Origin of the sequence: Streptomyces sp. SID13726, assembly GCF_010548375.1 — a bacterium.
In the GTDB taxonomy this organism is placed as follows: Bacteria; Actinomycetota; Actinomycetes; order Streptomycetales; family Streptomycetaceae; genus Streptomyces.
In genome coordinates, this window is sequence record NZ_JAAGLY010000004.1 from 266,409 (window position 1) to 282,222 (window position 15,814).

The following is a 15,814-nucleotide window of genomic DNA, read 5'->3' on the forward strand; positions in this document are numbered from 1 at the left end:
GGTGTGCGGTGCGTTCACCCAGTGACGGCTCTCGCCAGACGACTCGTACTCCAAGGGGAAGACGCTCACTTGATGCCGGACCGCAGCCCGCGACTCCTCACGCTCTCCCAGCATTCGGTGCGGGGAGGGGAGCGCAGCGGCGTGCTGCTGCGGGAGCACCCCGCCTCGCCGCCGGACGCGCCTTCCTCCGGCAAGAAGAACGGACAGGGCGGTACGACCGGCCCGGGCGACACCACCGAGGAGAACAACCCCTTCGCCCCACCGCCCGAGGGCACACCGGACCGCCCCTGGCAGCCGCGCCGCCCTGAGGACGACGGCGGCGACAGCAGGGAGGGCGGTGGCGGCGGTGGCGGCTACACCCCCTGGGGCAACCAGTGGAGCGACCGCCAGCCCGGCCGTTCCGACGGCGGCTTCGGCGACCGGCCCCGCCCCGGCGGCCCCGAGGGCCAGAACAACCCCGGCCCGGGCCCGCGCTGGGACCCGACGGACCCGGCCCAGCGCCGCGCCCGCTACGCCCTGCTCTCCGGCATGTGGGCCTTCTTCTTCGTCCTCTTCGGCTGGCAGCCCGTGGGCCTCCTCCTCGGCGCCCTGGCCCTCTACTGGGGCGCCAGCGCCCTCCGCGCCAAGCCCCACACCCCGAACCCCGACGCCCCGACCCCGCCCCAGTCGGCCCGCCCCCAGACCACGGCGGCGGTGAGCGGCCTCGTCACGGCCTCCCTGGCCATCATCTTCGTCGCCGCCGGCTTCACCGCGAGACTCGTCTACGACGACTACTACACCTGCACCAGCGACGCCCTCACCAACCAGGCGCAGCAGGCGTGCACGGACCTTCTGCCGAAGGAGCTGCGGAGCATCCTGGGCACGAGCAGCTGAGTCAGCCCCTTCGGTGCTTCAGGAGCGGGGCGGGACAAGCGGCCCGAGGATCACGCCTCGTCCGCCCCCTTCTCGCCCCCCTCCTCCCCCGAGGCCTCCTTCAGCGCGGCCCACCGATCCTCCCGGGACGCCCCGTCGTACCAGGGCGTGGCCAACGACCCCCCGGCCTCCACGGAGGCGGCGACGGGCAGCACCTCGTACGGTTCGAGCTCGGCGTCCTGGTCGTAGGGGACGTACCCGCCGGCCTCTGCAGAAGCGGGCGCGGGCACCGGCACGGCCGCAGCCGCCTTCCTCCGCGAGAACCACCCCCGCACCCCGCCCCCGCTCCGGCACCGCCAGGCCCTCACCCCCACCGCCACCAGGACCCCCACTCCCCCGACCCACCCCAGCGCCGCTCCGCCCACCTGCCACCACACCGGCCCGAACCGGGCCAGCGCCGCCACGCCGAGCCCCCCGCCGGCCAGCACGCCGAGCACCGCCACCGCCCCCGCGCACAGCACGGCCGCCCACCCGGCGACCCCGGCCGTCCGACCCCGGGCCCACCCCTCACGGGCACCGGCACGCCCGACGAACCACCCCACCACCACACCGGCCACCACCGGCACCGCCGCGGAAGCCCAGTGCACCGGCCCGCCGGCCCCCGCCCCCGGCACAGCCGCCAGCAACGGAAACGGCGGGAGCAAGGGCGCGGGGTCCGAGGACAACGGCCCCACCACATGCCCGGCACCGAGCACGAACCCGGGCCCCAGCGCGTATCCCGCCCCCCACACCGCCGCGTTCGGCACCAGCGCCACGCACAGCAGCAGCACCGCGAACCGCCCCGACACCCCTTCCGTCAGCTGAAGGAACGACGCCCGCGCGGCCCCGCCGTGCACCACCAGCGACACCCCGAGCAACACCGCCCCACCACCGACGAGCACCGCCACCCCGGCCCCCGCGCCCCGCAGCGCGACCCCGAGCCGGGCCCGCGCCTCCACCCCGAGCACCAGCCGCCGCAGCCCCGCGGGGAGCAGCACCAGCACCTCGTCCACCGCCTCGGCGGGACGGCCGTACGCCGTCCAGACCCCCGCCGCGGCGGCCGCCATGACGACGACCGGCAGACATCCGCAGGTCGACACCCACGAGGGCCGCAGCGAACCGCCGGACGCGTACAGCGCGGCGGCCGCCCCGACGGCGAGATACCCGAGCACCACCCCGGCCCACGCGGTCCGCGCGGACGCCGGCGGCGGCTCCTCGTCCCCGGCGGCCGCGTCCCGTGCCGCCCGGTGCACCAGCCACAGCGGTACGGCGAGCAGCAGCAGCGGAGTGACGCCGACGGGCGCGGCCACCCCGGAGAGCGTGTCGGTCCGCACCAGCTCCGCCCCGTGCGCGAGCAGCCACAGCGCCGCCGCCACGTGCAGCGCGCCGCCGGGCCCGCTGTCGGGATAGGGCGAGCTGATCCACAGCACCATCACGAGCACCGCGAACGAACCGAGGCCGAGGCCCGCGGCGAGGGCACCACCCAAGAGGCTGGCGGCCAAGCCGGGCGTTCGGTCGCGCAACCGGGTGAGCAGGGGCGACAACGTCGTACGGCGAGCGGTCATCTGGATCACGACCGCCATGCTCCCAACGACACGCGCTTTCTCGTCGTAACAGGCGAACCCCCGATGTGTCGCTCAATATACGACTATGTACTTTTTCGTACGAAGGGGCGCCCTGTGACGCAGAGCCCTGCGACCCCCCTCCCTCCGCCCAAGGAACGCCGACGCCTGCGTGAGGCCGGGTCGTTGACGCAGGATCAGGTCGCGGCGCGGGTGGGCGTCACCCGCGAGACGATCCGCGCGTGGGAGACCGGCCGCACGACTCCGCGCGGCCGCAGACGGGAGGCGTACGTGAAACTGCTGGCCGAGTGCGCCCACAAGCCGCCTGCGGAACCGAAGGTGACGGTGGTTCAGAAGGTGACGGTCGACCAGAAGGTGACGGTGGATCAGAAGGTGGCGGTGGTTCAGAAGGACCCGGCACCGGAGCCCGCTCCCACACCGGCCCCCGAACCCGAGCGCCCGGCCGCCCCCCTGACACCGGCTCAGGCCTTCGACGCGCTCTACGCGTTCTGCTCCCCCGCGCTGGTCCGCCAGACCTATCTCCTCACCGGCCGCCGCGAACTCGCCCGCGAGTCGGTCGAACGGGCCTTCCAACTCGCCTGGCAGCGCTGGCCCGAGGTGGCGGTGGACCGGGACCCGGCAGGCTGGGTCCGGGCGACGGCGTACGAGTACGCGCTCTCCCCCTGGCACCGCTTCCGCCCCCGCTACCGCAGCCCCGAGGCCCCCGTCGCCGACCCGGCCGACCGCGCGCTGATGGCCGTACTCCTGAGACTCCCGCCGTCCCAGCGGCGCACGCTCCTGTTGTACGACGGTGTGGGCCTCGATCTTCCGGAGACGGCGGCGGAGACGGAGGCGAGCACCCCGGCCACGGCGAACCGGCTGATGAACGCGCGCGAGCGGCTCGCGGCGCGGCTGCCCGAGCTGTCCGACCCCGCCGAACTCCACCGCCGGCTCGCCGAGTTGGCCTCCAAGGAGCGGTTGCGCGCCGCGAGACCGCCGTCCGTGCGGGACGGGAGCGAACGCCGGGCCCGTTTCTGGACCCGGGCGGCGATCGCGTTCACGGTGGCCCTGATCGGCACGACCGCGCTCACGCTGCGGACGGCTCCGACGCACTACGAGCCGCCGATCGCTCCGGGGGCGGAGATCCAGGGGGTGCCGCCGCGGGTGGGGCAGGGTGCGCTGTCGGACGCCGAGGTGGAGCTTCGGGAGAAGCTGCGGGAGGCGATGGTGAGCGGTCCGGAGAGGCTGGTGCCGGTCGGCCGTTGACGGCAGTGGGCCCGCCCCCTTCTCAGGGGGCGGGCCCACCGGTGTTTCGGACCGTTCAGCCGGCCAGGCCGTGCCTAGTTGCCGCCGTGCCTAGTTGCCAAGGATGGCGCGCGCCAGCTTCGCCGTCTCGGTCGGCGTCTTGCCGACCTTGACGCCGGCGGCCTCAAGGGCCTCCTTCTTCGCGGCGGCCGTGCCGGAGGAACCGGAGACGATGGCGCCGGCGTGGCCCATGGTCTTGCCCTCGGGCGCGGTGAAGCCCGCGACGTAACCGACGACCGGCTTGGTCACGTTCTCCTTGATGAACGCGGCCGCGCGCTCCTCGGCGTCGCCGCCGATCTCACCGATCATCACGATGAGGTCGGTGTCGGGGTCGGCCTCGAACGCGGCGAGCGCGTCGATGTGCGTCGTACCGATGATCGGGTCGCCACCGATGCCGACGGCGGAGGAGAAGCCGATGTCACGCAGCTCGTACATCATCTGGTACGTCAGCGTGCCGGACTTCGAGACCAGGCCGATGCGGCCCGGCTTGGTGATGTCGCCCGGGATGATGCCGGCGTTCGACTGGCCCGGGGTGATGAGACCGGGGCAGTTCGGGCCGATGATCCGGGTCTTGTTGCCCTGCGAGACGGCGTACGCGTAGAACGCGGCCGAGTCGTGGACCGCGATGCCCTCGGTGATGACGACCGCGAGGGGGATCTCGGCGTCGATCGCCTCGACCACGGCGGCCTTGGCGAAGGCCGGCGGGACGAAGAGGACGGATACGTTCGCGCCCGTCTTCTCGATCGCCTCGGCGACCGTGCCGAACACCGGGATGTCGGTGCCGTCGATGTCCACGGACGTGCCCGCCTTGCGCGGGTTCACGCCGCCGACGATGTTCGTGCCGTCGGCGAGCATGAGCTTGGTGTGCTTCATGCCCGTGGAGCCGGTCATGCCCTGGACGATGACCTTGCTGTCCTTGTTGAGGAAGATAGCCATGGCTGGTGTCCTCGTCCCTTACTTCGCAGCCGCGAGCTCGGCGGCCTTGTCGGCCGCGCCGTCCATGGTGTCCACGCGCTGGACCAGCGGGTGGTTGGCGTCGGAGAGGATCTTGCGACCCAGCTCGGCGTTGTTGCCGTCGAGGCGGACGACGAGGGGCTTGGTGACTTCCTCGCCCTTGTCCGCGAGCAGCTGCAGCGCCTGCACGATGCCGTTGGCGACCTCGTCGCACGCGGTGATGCCGCCGAAGACGTTGACGAAGACCGACTTGACGTCGGGGTCGCCGAGGATGATCTCCAGGCCGTTCGCCATCACGGCGGCGGAGGCGCCACCGCCGATGTCGAGGAAGTTGGCCGGCTTCACGCCACCGTGGTTCTCACCGGCGTACGCGACGACGTCCAGGGTGCTCATCACGAGACCCGCGCCGTTGCCGATGATGCCGACCTCGCCGTCGAGCTTGACGTAGTTGAGGTTCTTCTCCTTGGCGGCGGCCTCCAGCGGGTTCGCGGAGTCCTTGTCCTGGAGGGCCTCGTGCTCCGGCTGACGGAACTCGGCGTTCTCGTCGAGGGAGACCTTGCCGTCGAGGGCGATGACGTCACCGGAGGCGACCTTGGCCAGCGGGTTGACCTCGACCAGGAGGGCGTCCTCCTCGACGAAGGTCTTCCACAGGGTGACCAGGACGTTCGCGACCTTGTCGGCCACCTCGGCCGGGAACTTCGCGGCCTCGACGATCTGGCGGGCGACCTCAGGGGTCACACCGACGTTGGCGTCGATCGGCGTCTTGGCGACGGCCTCGGGGCGGGTCTCCGCCACCTCCTCGATCTCCATGCCGCCCTCGACGGACGCGATGGAGAGGAAGGTGCGGTTGGCGCGGTCCAGGAGGAAGGAGACGTAGTACTCCTCCACGATCTCCGGGGCCGTCTCGGCGATCATCACCTTGTGGACCGTGTGGCCCTTGATGTCCATGCCGAGGATGTTGGTCGCGTGCTCCACGGCCTCGTCGGCGGTGGCGGCGAGCTTCACGCCACCGGCCTTGCCACGGCCGCCGACCTTCACCTGGGCCTTGACGACGGACTTGCCACCGAGACGCTCGGTGGCTGCGCGGGCCGCCTCAGGCGTGTCGATGACTTCACCGGCCAGCACCGGTACATCGTGCTTGGCGAAGAGGTCCCTCGCCTGGTACTCGAACAGGTCCACGCGCTTCCGTCCCTATCAGTGATCTCGCGGTTCGTTGTCTGCGTGGGCGTGCCGCGAGGGCAACGTGACGTCCGACCACTGTCTGTGTCACAAGGGAGGCGCACACGGTGTCCGAGCGCGCGGCATGTCCGTCTCGCAGGTTATCGCTGCTTGCAGGAGGCCCCTAAATCGAGGGTCACACCTGAGCGGTGATACCTGTCACATGATGCCGCGCTCACTGGCACGGCGTGCCGAAGGTGAAGGGCCTCACCGGGCTGGGGTGAACCCGGTGAGGCCCCTTGAACAGCCCCTTCAGGGGCTCAGGGCGGACGATCCCCACCCCAATGGGGACCTCCGCACCCTGTCCGTGAGGCTCCGGCAGGACGGACCGACGGTTTTCGGCCGTCCGGGGGCCGTCGTCTCACGAAGTCGGTGGTGGGGGCACGGTCGGTCAGCCGCGGTTCCGCACGCCTTGCGGGCAGCCCGGGGTGACGGACTCGGCAACGCCGTCGACACCCGTGGTTGCGTGCCCGGCGAGCGGTCCGGCGGCGCTCTGGACGGTGCCGGTCGGGTCGGCTGCGGTCCGCGTGAGGGGGATGACGGTGCCGGTGACCTGGCGGTGGATGCTGGTCACCGTGCCCGTGATGTGGCTCGGGAGGTAGGAGACGGTGGCGTCGGCGGCGGTCGTGACGGCGGTGGTGACAGCGGTCGTGACGGCGGTGGTCTCGGCCGTCGCGGTGCGGCCCGCGTCCGCGATGACCTGCCGCCTCTTCGTCCGTACGACGCCGTCGGCGCCCTGCGCCCGGGAACGCGCCGCCGCCTGGACACCCTGGAGCTTCGTCTGGGCGTCGGCCGGGGCGGGCTCGGCTTCGGGGGCGAGGGCGGAGAGGGGGCCGAAGAGGTGGTCGACGCCGGGCTCGGGTGTGGTGGGCCGGGTGGGTGCGGCGAGCCCGGTCGGGTCGGAGGCCTTGGTGGCGGCGGCCTCCGCTGCGGCCTTCTTCACCTCGGCCTGCGCGGCGCGGGCCGCCTTGGCGCCCTGGATCGCGGCGGCGCCCTTCATCTTGGACGCCTTGACGTGGGCAGCCCGGGACATCTGGAGGACGGTGACCTTGGCGTCATCGGCCGTCCGATGCGGCTGGGCGGTACCGGTGACGCCTGTCGTGTCGGTGACGACGCCGTCGACGGTGCCGGTGCCGGTGACCGAGCCGAGGGTGCCGGCCGACGCCTCGGACGCGGTGTCCCACGTGGCGAGCGCGGTCGCCGGAAGCTCGTCCGCGCTGGCCACGGCGGAGCCGAGCGCCCACGCACCAGTGACTCCGGCGGCTGTGACGACGGAACGGCGGGTGTTCTTGTTCATGAGTGCGTCAGATCCCTGGATCTTGGGGTGCCTGGAGAGGCAGGGGGACATCCGGAGCCACAGGGCTCCAGGGGATCCGTCCGGATCGGAGGGGTGTCCGAACGGCCGGGGCAGACCTGTTCCGCCCCCGCGCGGCAGGTCAGCGGCGGGGGAAGGCCTGCCCTAGCCGGGGAAGACGGGGATGTCCCGGTGCCTGTCCCGGGTCCCGGCCGCGTCGACGCCCGCGGCGGCACCGGGCACGAGCCGCAGCGGCGCCCGGTGGTCAAGAGTGACGGCATGCGCGTCGCTGTGCCGCGACGAGCCGTTGTCCACGGCCGACTTGCCGCCGAGCGCACCGCCCGGCTGATCGGCGGGCGCCCGATGCGCGGGCACGTGCACGGAGGAGGCGGAACGGCGGGCCTCGTGATCCGCGGCCCCCTGCGTCACGGTGCCGTCGACCACGAACCGCGGCCCGTACACCGCGCCTTCACCCACGGAACCCTCGTCCCCGACCGGCTTCTTCACCCCGGCCGCACCGCCCGCCTGGGGCTGCGACGCCGAGGTGACCGGCGCGGGCAGGGTCTGGCCGGGTATGCCGGGCAGCGTGGGCGTGGGAAGTCCGGGCAGCGTGGGCAGGGTCGGCCACGACGGCGACTCGGGCAACGTCGGCAGGCCCGGCAGCGCGGCCAGCGGCGGTATCCCGACCGTCTCGGCCAGCCCCGAGGTCACCGTCTCGACCAGGTCACCGACCGGGCGTACGACGTGGTCGCTCACCGTCCCCACGAGGTCCTCGGTCACCGGACGGAGGACCGTGTCGTCGTCCGGCTGACCGAGACCCTCGGTGAAGTCGCCGCTGGCGTGGCCGGGTTCGGTGGGAGCGGGGGGCTTCGGCTTGGCGGGAGCGCTGGGCTTGGCGGGGGTCGGCTTAGCGCCAACCGGCCGGGTAGCACTGTCCGTTGGTGTTGCCGTTGCCGTCCGCGTCGCCCCCGCCAGGGCCGAGACCACCGTCATCTCCGCGTCCGTGGGCCTCGGTTGGGCCAACGGATGCACCAGCCGACCGATCACCTCGCCGCCGTGCAACGCCCCGCCCTCGTCTCCGTCCGCCGCCTGCGCCTGCCCTCCGCAGAGGAAGCCGAGCACGAACAACCCGCCCACCAGCAGCCCCACTTGCCGCACACGCCACCCCGCCGCCGTGCGCAGCACGCGCAGGACTACAGCGGGGAAGGCTGCTGGCCGGGTCAAGAGAGGGCGGTTCCTTCCGTGCGACGGAACGAAGCGGAACGAAGCACAACGGCGTGGAAACGGAATGAAAGCGGAGCGGAAGCGTGAAGACTGTGGAGACGCCGATCCTTGCACGGCGCTCCCGAGGTAGCGCAAGCCCCCTGTTACCGATGCGCAGTCATGTCCGTTTTCCTCTTCGAAGACGCAGGTCACCGGGTCGACAAATCCCCAACCCGCGGCCCTGGTTCACGCCGTCTCGGGTATCGGGAGCGGCCGTTTCTCGATCGCCGCCGCCATCACTTCCGGGAACAGGTCGGGGGTGCAGGCGAAGGCCGGTGCCCCCAACGCGGCGAGTGCAGCGGCGTGCTCCCGGTCGTAGGCGGGCGCCCCTTCGTCGGACAGCGCGAGCAGCGTCACGAACTGCACCCCGGACGCCTTCATCGCCGCGACCCGCTTGAGCATCTCGTTGCGGATCCCCCCTTCGTAGAGGTCGCTGATCAGCACGACCACCGTCTCCGCGGGCCGGGTGATCTGCGACTGGCAGTACGCCAACGCCCTGTTGATGTCCGTGCCCCCGCCGAGCTGCGTACCGAACAGCACGTCCACCGGGTCGTCGAGCTGGTCGGTGAGGTCGACGACCGCCGTGTCGAAGACGACGAGCCGGGTGTTGATCGACCGCATGGACGCCAGCACCGCCCCGAACACGGACGCGTAGACGACGGACGCCGCCATCGAACCCGACTGGTCGATGCAGAGGATGACCTCCTTCTTCACCGACTGGGACGCCCGCCCGTATCCGACGAGCCGCTCCGGCACGATCGTGCGGTACTCCGGCAGGTAGTGCTTGAGGTTGGCCGCGATCGTGCGGTTCCAGTCGATGTCGTGGTGGCGGGGCCGGTTGATCCGCGCACTGCGGTCGAGCGCCCCGGTGAGCGTGGCCCGGGTACGGGTCGCCAGCCGCTTCTCCAGGTCCTCGACGACCCTGCGCACCACGGCCCGTGCCGTCTCCTTCGTGGTCTCCGGCATCGCCTTGTTGAGCGACAGCAGCGTCCCGACCAGGTGCACGTCGGCCTCCACCGCCTCCAGCATCTCCGGCTCCAGCAGCAACGTCGACAGCCCGAGCCGGTCGATGGCGTCCCGCTGCATCACCTGAACGACGGAGGACGGAAAGTAGGTCCGGATGTCCCCCAACCACCGAGCAACGGCGGGCGCCGACCCCCCGAGCCCCGCCGAACGCTCCCTCCCCGCCTGCCCCTTGCCGTCCCGCCGCCCATAGAGCGACGTCAACGCCCCGTCCATCGCGGCATCCCGCCCGGAAAGCACACACCCGGTCCCATCAGCCGCCTCCCCACCCAACACCAACCGCCAACGCCGAAGCCGCTCTTGGGCGGGGTCGCCGTCGGGGTCGGTCGCGGGGAGGCCCGCCGCTGAGGTGGTCTCGGGGCCGGCCGAGGGGACGGCGGACCCTGAGACCGTCGCCGATCCCGATCCCGATCCCATGTCCGGGTCCCTGTCCGGCTCGATGGGCCCCGAAGCCGTCGCCGCCCCCACGACTGAACCACGCGTCGCCGCAGCCGTCGATGTCCGAGTGTCCGTGTGAGGGGCCGCGTGAGAGTCCGTCAGCCCCGTGCCAGGGCGAGGCGTTGCCGAGAATGCCGCCGATCCCATGGCCATGCCGGGCGCCACCGAGGACGCCACCGGCCCCGAGGCCGAGCCGTCGGCCGCCGACCCCATCACAACCTCCTCGTCCTCACCCCGCCCCCGATCCACATCCGAGCCGAGCGCGCGGTCGGACTCCGAGTCGAGCACCGGCTCCCTCCGTCCCGTCGTCATCCGCGCACCCCCGCCCCCTGCCGATCCCAGAGCGGGATCACGAGCACGGTGGCGGCCGGGCCGCGCTCGGACCGCAGCCCGCTGCCGAACCCCTTGCCGTGTCCGGACCGGCAGCCGGAACCGAGCCCGCCCCCGCCGCCACCGGTCATCGTCCCCGTCCCCGTCCCGTCGACCGGTTTCCGCAGCCTGTCGGTCATCATCCCGCCACCCCCGCAAGGTCGTTGCCGTCGGCGTTCGCCAAGTCGTCGTGGTCGTTGTCGTCGGCGTGGTCGTCGTCGTGGTCATGCTCGTCGTCCAGCCCGAGCAGCAACCGCACCACCGGCAGCACGGCGTCCGCGCGCTCACCGTCCAGCTCGGGCCCGAAGCCCGGTATCCCGGAACCGCCCCCCGCCGTGCCTCCCCGCTGCCCGGGGCCACGCCGGACCAGTTCGCCCAGCGTCCGGCGCACTCCGGGCTCGTACGCCGAGAACGTCCGCCGCAGCAGAGGCAGTACATCCGTGAACGCCTCCGCCGACACCCCCGTCAGCCAGGCGTCGACCAGGCCGAGCAGCCGCTCGTCGTGGACGAGGAGCATCCCGCCGCCGGAGCCCCCGCCGACGAACCCCTCGATCCACGCGGCCGCGTCCCCCGGCGGTGTCCCCGGCGACAGCACGAGCCCCATCAGCCGAGCCGTCTCGTCCTGCGCCAACTCCCCGTCGTCCAGCAGCAGTCGCACCGCCCGCCCCCGGACCACCCCGGGCACGGTGTCCCGCGCGGACAGCACCTTGAGCACCGCCTGCCAACGCCCCCGCAGCCCACGCTGCACCGAGACCGCTGCCGGGACCGATGCCGGGACCGATGCCGATGGCGATGCCGATGCCGGAGTCGGAGCCGATACCGCCGCCGGGCCGTCACCCGCACCGCCCGTCCCGGACCCGTCCTGCCCCGGCGCCACCTCCCCCAACAGCCCCACCGCACCGTGCACCGCGTCCACGTGGCCCCGCATCTCCTCCGCCGCGTCCGCGTCGAGCGCGGCACAGGCCGGCGGCAGGCCGACGAAGACCCGCTCGGCGAGACCCGCGGCGACCTCGGCCAGCGCCCCGGTGTCGGTGCCGCGCACATCGCCGTAACGCAGCGAACGGACGAGAGCGGGCAGGGCCTGGGCGAGGTGACCGACGTCCGCGTCCAGCGCGGCCCGGTCGGCCAGAACCCGCATCACCACGGGCAGGGCCTGGGGCAGTTCGGCCAGCAGACACCGTTCGGCGAGAGCCGTGACGTCGGCGAGACCCGGCGCGGTGACGGCGTCCGCCTCCGCCTTGGCCGTCGCGGCTGCCAGCACGGTCGTACCCCACACCCCCGCTTCGGCGACCCGCACGGACAGCTCCGGCTCCCACCGCAGCCGCCACGTCTCCCGGAACGTCCCCGTGCTCCCCCGCGACGCCGCCGGCTCGCCCCACCCCACGCCGAGCAGCCGCAGCCGGTGCAGCAGCCTGCTGCGCTCGGCGTCGTTCTCCTTGCGCAGATCCAGTTCCAACTCCCGCTCCAGCGCCTCCGGCTTGAGCCGCAGCCGACGCTGGATCCGGTCGAGGTCCCGCTGCAAGGGCACCGCCGGCGCCGCCTGGGGCACCTCGCCCAGGACGTCCCCCACGACCAGCCGGTCGTGCACCAGCCGCAGCGGTACGTCCGAGCCCTCGCACATCACCGCCCGCACCGCGTCGGTCGTCTCGGTCAGGCCGGGCAGCGGGCGGCCGCGCATCGCCGCGAGCGTCTCGGCCAGCCGTACGGCCTCGATGACGTGCGCCGAGGACACGATCCGGTCCTCGTCCCGCAGCAGCCCCGCCACCTTGGTCAGCCACCGCTCGACGGGCCGGTCCGGCGCGCCGAACAGATGGCCGTACCAGCCGGGCGAGTCGATCCCGGCGCCGTAGCCGCTGTGACGCGACAGCCTGCGGTGCGTCCACGGCACCCACGTCATGTCCGCCTTGACCTTGGGGAGCCCCTTCAGCAGCGCCTTGTCCGCGGCGACGGTGGTCCTCGTGCGCAGCGCGGGCACGTGCCAGGCCCCGCACACCACGGCCACGTCGTCCCCGAACTCACGCTGAGCCGCCCGCACCTGGAGCCGCATGAACGCCTCCCGCACGAGATCCCGGTCGTGTCCCCCGGTCCCGTACGTCTCCCGCAGCACCCCCATCGCCTCTTCCAGCACGGTGAACGGCTCGAACACGTCCCCGTCCCCCGCGCCCCGGTGCTCGACGACGTCCTCCCACCACCGCTCCGGATCGTCGTACCCGGCGGCCTCGGCAAGCACCGCGAGCGGATCAATCCGAACGGCTTCGTGGGCGGCCTGCTCGCCGTCCGAAGGGTCGGTGCGCTCCGGCCCCTCAGCACCCTGCGCCTCCTCGTCCCTCCCCCACGCGAGCGTGTGCGTGGCCGGGAGGTCGATGAAGCGGGCGGGAACGTCGTGGTCCAGGGCCCAGCGGATCGCCACCCACTCCGGGGAGAACTCGGCCAACGGCCAGAACGCGGAGCGGCCGGGCTCGTCCACCGCGTGGGCGAGAAGGGCGACCGGCGGCCGCATGTCCTCCTCGGCGGCCAGCGGAATCAGCGCGTCGGCCTCGGGCGGCCCCTCGATCAGCACGACCCGCGGCCGGGCCGCGTCCAGCGCCGCCCGCACGGCCCGGGCAGACCCGGGCCCGTGGTGCCGTACCCCCAACAGCCAAGGCCGCGCCCCGACTTCACCCGCACCCGTCACACCGTCCCCCTCCCCTCCGAAACCGCTCGGAGCCGCCGGGAACCAGCGAGCCCCGACACCTCACACGTCACGAACGACGAACCGCCACCGGCTCCCTTGTTCCCTTGGCCCCCGGCCGGACGCCCCCACCCCAGGTCGTCGTTCACACGCTCACCTCGCGGCACGCCCGGTAGAAGTCCTTCCAGCCGTCCCGCTCCCGGACGACCGCCTCCAGGTACTCCTGCCAGATGACCCGGTCCGCAGCCGGATCGCGGACGACGGCCCCGAGGAGCCCCGCGGCCACGTCACCGGCGCGCAGCACCCCGTCGCCGAAGTGTGCGGCGAGGGCGAGCCCGTTGGTGACGACGGAGATGGCCTCGGCCGTCGACAGCGTGCCGCTGGGCGACTTCACCTTCGTACGGCCGTCGGAGGTGATCCCGTCGCGCAGTTCACGGAAGACCGTGACGACGCGTCGGATCTCGGCGATGCCGTCGGGCGCGGCCGGCAGGTCGAGGGAGCGGCCGATCTGGTCGACGCGGCGCGAGACGATGTCGACCTCGGCCTCGACGCTCTCCGGCAGCGGCAGCACGACCGTGTTGAAACGGCGGCGCAGGGCGCTGGAGAGGTCGTTGACCCCGCGGTCGCGGTCGTTGGCCGTGGCGATGAGGTTGAAGCCGCGGACCGCCTGCACCTCCTGGCCCAACTCCGGTATCGGCAGCGTCTTCTCGGACAGGATCGTGATCAGCGTGTCCTGCACGTCGGCCGGGATTCGGGTCAGCTCCTCCACCCGGGCCGTCATCCCCTCGGCCATGGCCCGCATCACCGGGCTCGGTACGAGGGCGTCGCGGCTCGGGCCGTTCGCGAGCAGCTGCGCGTAGTTCCAGCCGTAGCGGATGGCCTCCTCCGGGGTGCCCGCCGTGCCCTGCACCAGCAGGGTCGAGTCGCCGCTGACCGCGGCGGCCAGGTGCTCGGAGACCCAGGTCTTCGCGGTGCCGGGCACGCCGAGCAGGAGCAGGGCGCGGTCGGTGGCGAGGGTGGTGACGGCGACCTCGACCAGGCGGCGCGGGCCCACGTACTTCGGGGTGATCAGCGTGCCGTCCGGCAGGGTGCCGCCGAGCAGGTACGTCGCCACCGCCCACGGCGACAACTTCCAGCGGGCCGGGCGCGGGCGGTCGTCCTGCGCGGCCAGCGCGGCGAGTTCAGCGGCGAAGGCGTCCTCGGCATGCGGCCGCAACGCCTCGGTCTCCTCGACCTGCTTCGGTTCCACGGATGTCGGTTCAACGGACACAGTCATGGCTGAGGCCCCCTCCAGCTCGGCCGGTTCGGATCTGCCACCAACCGTGCACCACGCCACTGACAATCCGATCCGACCTGCGGAAACGTGCTCGCAGGGGGCGAAGCAGCGGGCGGCCCGGGGCCGATTGTCAGTGGGGGGATCTACCTTCGATGACATGACTCAGCAGGGGGTGCGCTGGACGGCGGATCAGGTGCTGGCACTGGCTCCTGACGCCGCTTCACGCAAAGCGGGAAGCAAACTCGGCGCGGCCGGTCCGTGGTCCGGGGCGGGCAGTTCCGACGAGGGGACGGTGTGGGGGCAGTGCAAGGGCAGTGGCAGCAAGCCGTATCAGACGGTCATCGACATCGCGGACGCCGCGGGGCCCGCGTACAAGTGCAGTTGCCCGAGCCGCAAGTTCCCGTGCAAGCACGCGCTCGGGCTGCTGCTGCTCTGGGCGGGCGGGGAGGGCGCGGTGCCGCCGGGGCCGGCGCCGGACTGGGCGGAGCAGTGGACAGCGGGGAGGAGGCAGCGGGCGCAGGAGAAGCGGACGGCGGACGCGGCCGGTTCCGCCGCCGGGTCCGGTGATCCGGAGGCCGCCCGGCGCAGGGCGGAGCGCCGGGCCGTGCGGATCACGGCGGGTGCGACGGAGCTGGAGCAGCGGATGGTCGACCTGCTGCGCGGCGGCCTGGCCGGGGCGGAACAGGCGGGGTACGGCCTGTGGGAGGAGACGGCGGCCCGCATGGTCGACGCCCAGGCACCCGGACTCGCCTCGCGGGTGCGGGAGTTGGGGGCGATACCGTCGTCCGGTCCGGGCTGGCCGGTGCGCCTGCTGGAGGAGTGCGCCCTGATCCACCTGCTCGACCAGGGCTGGCTGCGCCGCGAGCGGCTGCCGGACGGCCTGGCGTCGACGGTCCGTTCCCGGATCGGCCTGCCCTCCTCGGCGGACGGCCCGCCGGTGCGGGACCGCTGGCTGGTGCTCGCCCAGTACGACACGTCGGACACCCGTCTGACGACCCGCCGGATCTGGCTGCACGGCACGGACTCGCGCCGCACCGCGCTGCTCCTCTCCTACGGCGCCGCCGGCCGCGCTCCCGAACTGGCGCTGCCGGTGGGGCTGGAGCTGGAGGCCGAGGTGTCCTCCTATCCCGGCACCGGACAGCTGCGGGCCGCACTCGGCGAGCAGTTCGCACCGCCCGCCCCGTCGGCGACCCGGCCGCCGGGGGTGACGACACAGGAGGCTGCGGCCCGGTACGGCGAGGCGCTGCGGGACGATCCCTGGCTGGACTCCGTCCCGGTGACCCTGGACGGGGTGATACCGGCCCCGGACGGCGATTCCTGGCAACTGGCGGACGCCGTCGGCGACTCGGCGCTGCCGCTGGCTCCCGCGGCCCGTTCCCGCCCGGGTCTGTGGCGCCTGGTGGCGCTCTCGGGCGGCGCCCCGGTCAAGGTCTTCGGCGAGTGCGGCCACCGCGGCTTCACGCCGCTGACGGCGTGGCCGGAGGGGGCGGGCGAGGCGGTGCAGCTGTGCTGAACGGAACTGTGCGAGCAGCCGACCGGACGGAAAGGAA

The 15,814-nt window shown here is 73.1% G+C and carries 12 protein-coding genes; 3 read left to right on the forward strand and 9 right to left on the reverse strand.

All coding sequences use genetic code 11. The features are described from left to right. Positions 1 to 72: 72 nt before the first annotated feature. A complete protein-coding gene (locus G3I78_RS12485; protein ID WP_164423554.1) occupies positions 73 to 873 on the forward strand; it encodes a hypothetical protein in 801 nt (266 codons plus the stop codon). Between the two features lie 50 nt (positions 874 to 923). Here the strand turns inward: G3I78_RS12485 and G3I78_RS12490 are convergent, their stop codons facing one another. After that, positions 924 to 2,474 carry a DUF6350 family protein gene (locus G3I78_RS12490; protein WP_164423556.1) on the reverse strand — a complete coding sequence of 517 codons (1,551 nt, stop codon included), beginning with the start codon at positions 2,472 to 2,474 and terminating at the stop codon, positions 924 to 926. A gap of 96 nt (positions 2,475 to 2,570) precedes the next feature. Here G3I78_RS12490 and G3I78_RS12495 point away from each other — a divergent pair, with 96 nt between their 5' ends. Continuing rightward, positions 2,571 to 3,719 (forward strand): helix-turn-helix domain-containing protein, encoded by a 1,149-nt coding sequence (locus tag G3I78_RS12495; protein ID WP_164423558.1) that lies wholly within the window; start codon positions 2,571 to 2,573, stop codon positions 3,717 to 3,719. Between the two features lie 90 nt (positions 3,720 to 3,809). On the opposite strand, the gene sucD is transcribed toward G3I78_RS12495, so the two are convergent. The 8 genes from sucD to G3I78_RS12535 form a co-directional block, all read right to left on the reverse strand. Next, positions 3,810 to 4,694 (reverse strand): succinate--CoA ligase subunit alpha, encoded by an 885-nt coding sequence (gene sucD, locus G3I78_RS12500; protein WP_164423561.1) that lies wholly within the window; start codon positions 4,692 to 4,694, stop codon positions 3,810 to 3,812. Between the two features lie 18 nt (positions 4,695 to 4,712). Next, a complete protein-coding gene (gene sucC / locus G3I78_RS12505; protein ID WP_164423563.1) occupies positions 4,713 to 5,891 on the reverse strand; it encodes an ADP-forming succinate--CoA ligase subunit beta in 1,179 nt (392 codons plus the stop codon). Positions 5,892 to 6,321: 430 nt separating this feature from the next. Continuing rightward, on the reverse strand, positions 6,322 to 7,227 hold the full coding sequence (locus G3I78_RS12510) for a hypothetical protein (protein ID WP_164423128.1): 906 nt from the start codon (positions 7,225 to 7,227) through the stop codon (positions 6,322 to 6,324). 162 nt (positions 7,228 to 7,389) lie between these two features. Then, entirely contained in the window at positions 7,390 to 8,448 is a 1,059-nt protein-coding gene (locus G3I78_RS12515) for a hypothetical protein (RefSeq protein WP_164423565.1), read from the reverse strand. Between the two features lie 225 nt (positions 8,449 to 8,673). Next, positions 8,674 to 9,927, reverse strand: coding sequence for a VWA domain-containing protein (locus tag G3I78_RS12520; protein ID WP_239157782.1), 1,254 nt, complete (start codon positions 9,925 to 9,927; stop codon positions 8,674 to 8,676). A 329-nt stretch (positions 9,928 to 10,256) separates the two neighbouring features. Continuing rightward, positions 10,257 to 10,457: a hypothetical protein gene (locus tag G3I78_RS12525; RefSeq protein ID WP_164423567.1), complete on the reverse strand. Its 201-nt coding sequence runs from the start codon at positions 10,455 to 10,457 to the stop codon at positions 10,257 to 10,259. After that, a complete protein-coding gene (locus G3I78_RS12530; protein WP_164423569.1) occupies positions 10,457 to 12,991 on the reverse strand; it encodes a DUF5682 family protein in 2,535 nt (844 codons plus the stop codon). Before G3I78_RS12530 ends, G3I78_RS12525 begins: the two co-directional genes overlap by 1 nt. A gap of 142 nt (positions 12,992 to 13,133) precedes the next feature. Further along, on the reverse strand, positions 13,134 to 14,264 hold the full coding sequence (locus G3I78_RS12535) for an AAA family ATPase (RefSeq protein WP_164423571.1): 1,131 nt from the start codon (positions 14,262 to 14,264) through the stop codon (positions 13,134 to 13,136). Between the two features lie 157 nt (positions 14,265 to 14,421). Here G3I78_RS12535 and G3I78_RS12540 point away from each other — a divergent pair, with 157 nt between their 5' ends. Continuing rightward, positions 14,422 to 15,777 carry an SWIM zinc finger family protein gene (locus tag G3I78_RS12540; protein ID WP_164423573.1) on the forward strand — a complete coding sequence of 452 codons (1,356 nt, stop codon included), beginning with the start codon at positions 14,422 to 14,424 and terminating at the stop codon, positions 15,775 to 15,777. The last annotated feature ends 37 nt before the right edge of the window (positions 15,778 to 15,814 follow it).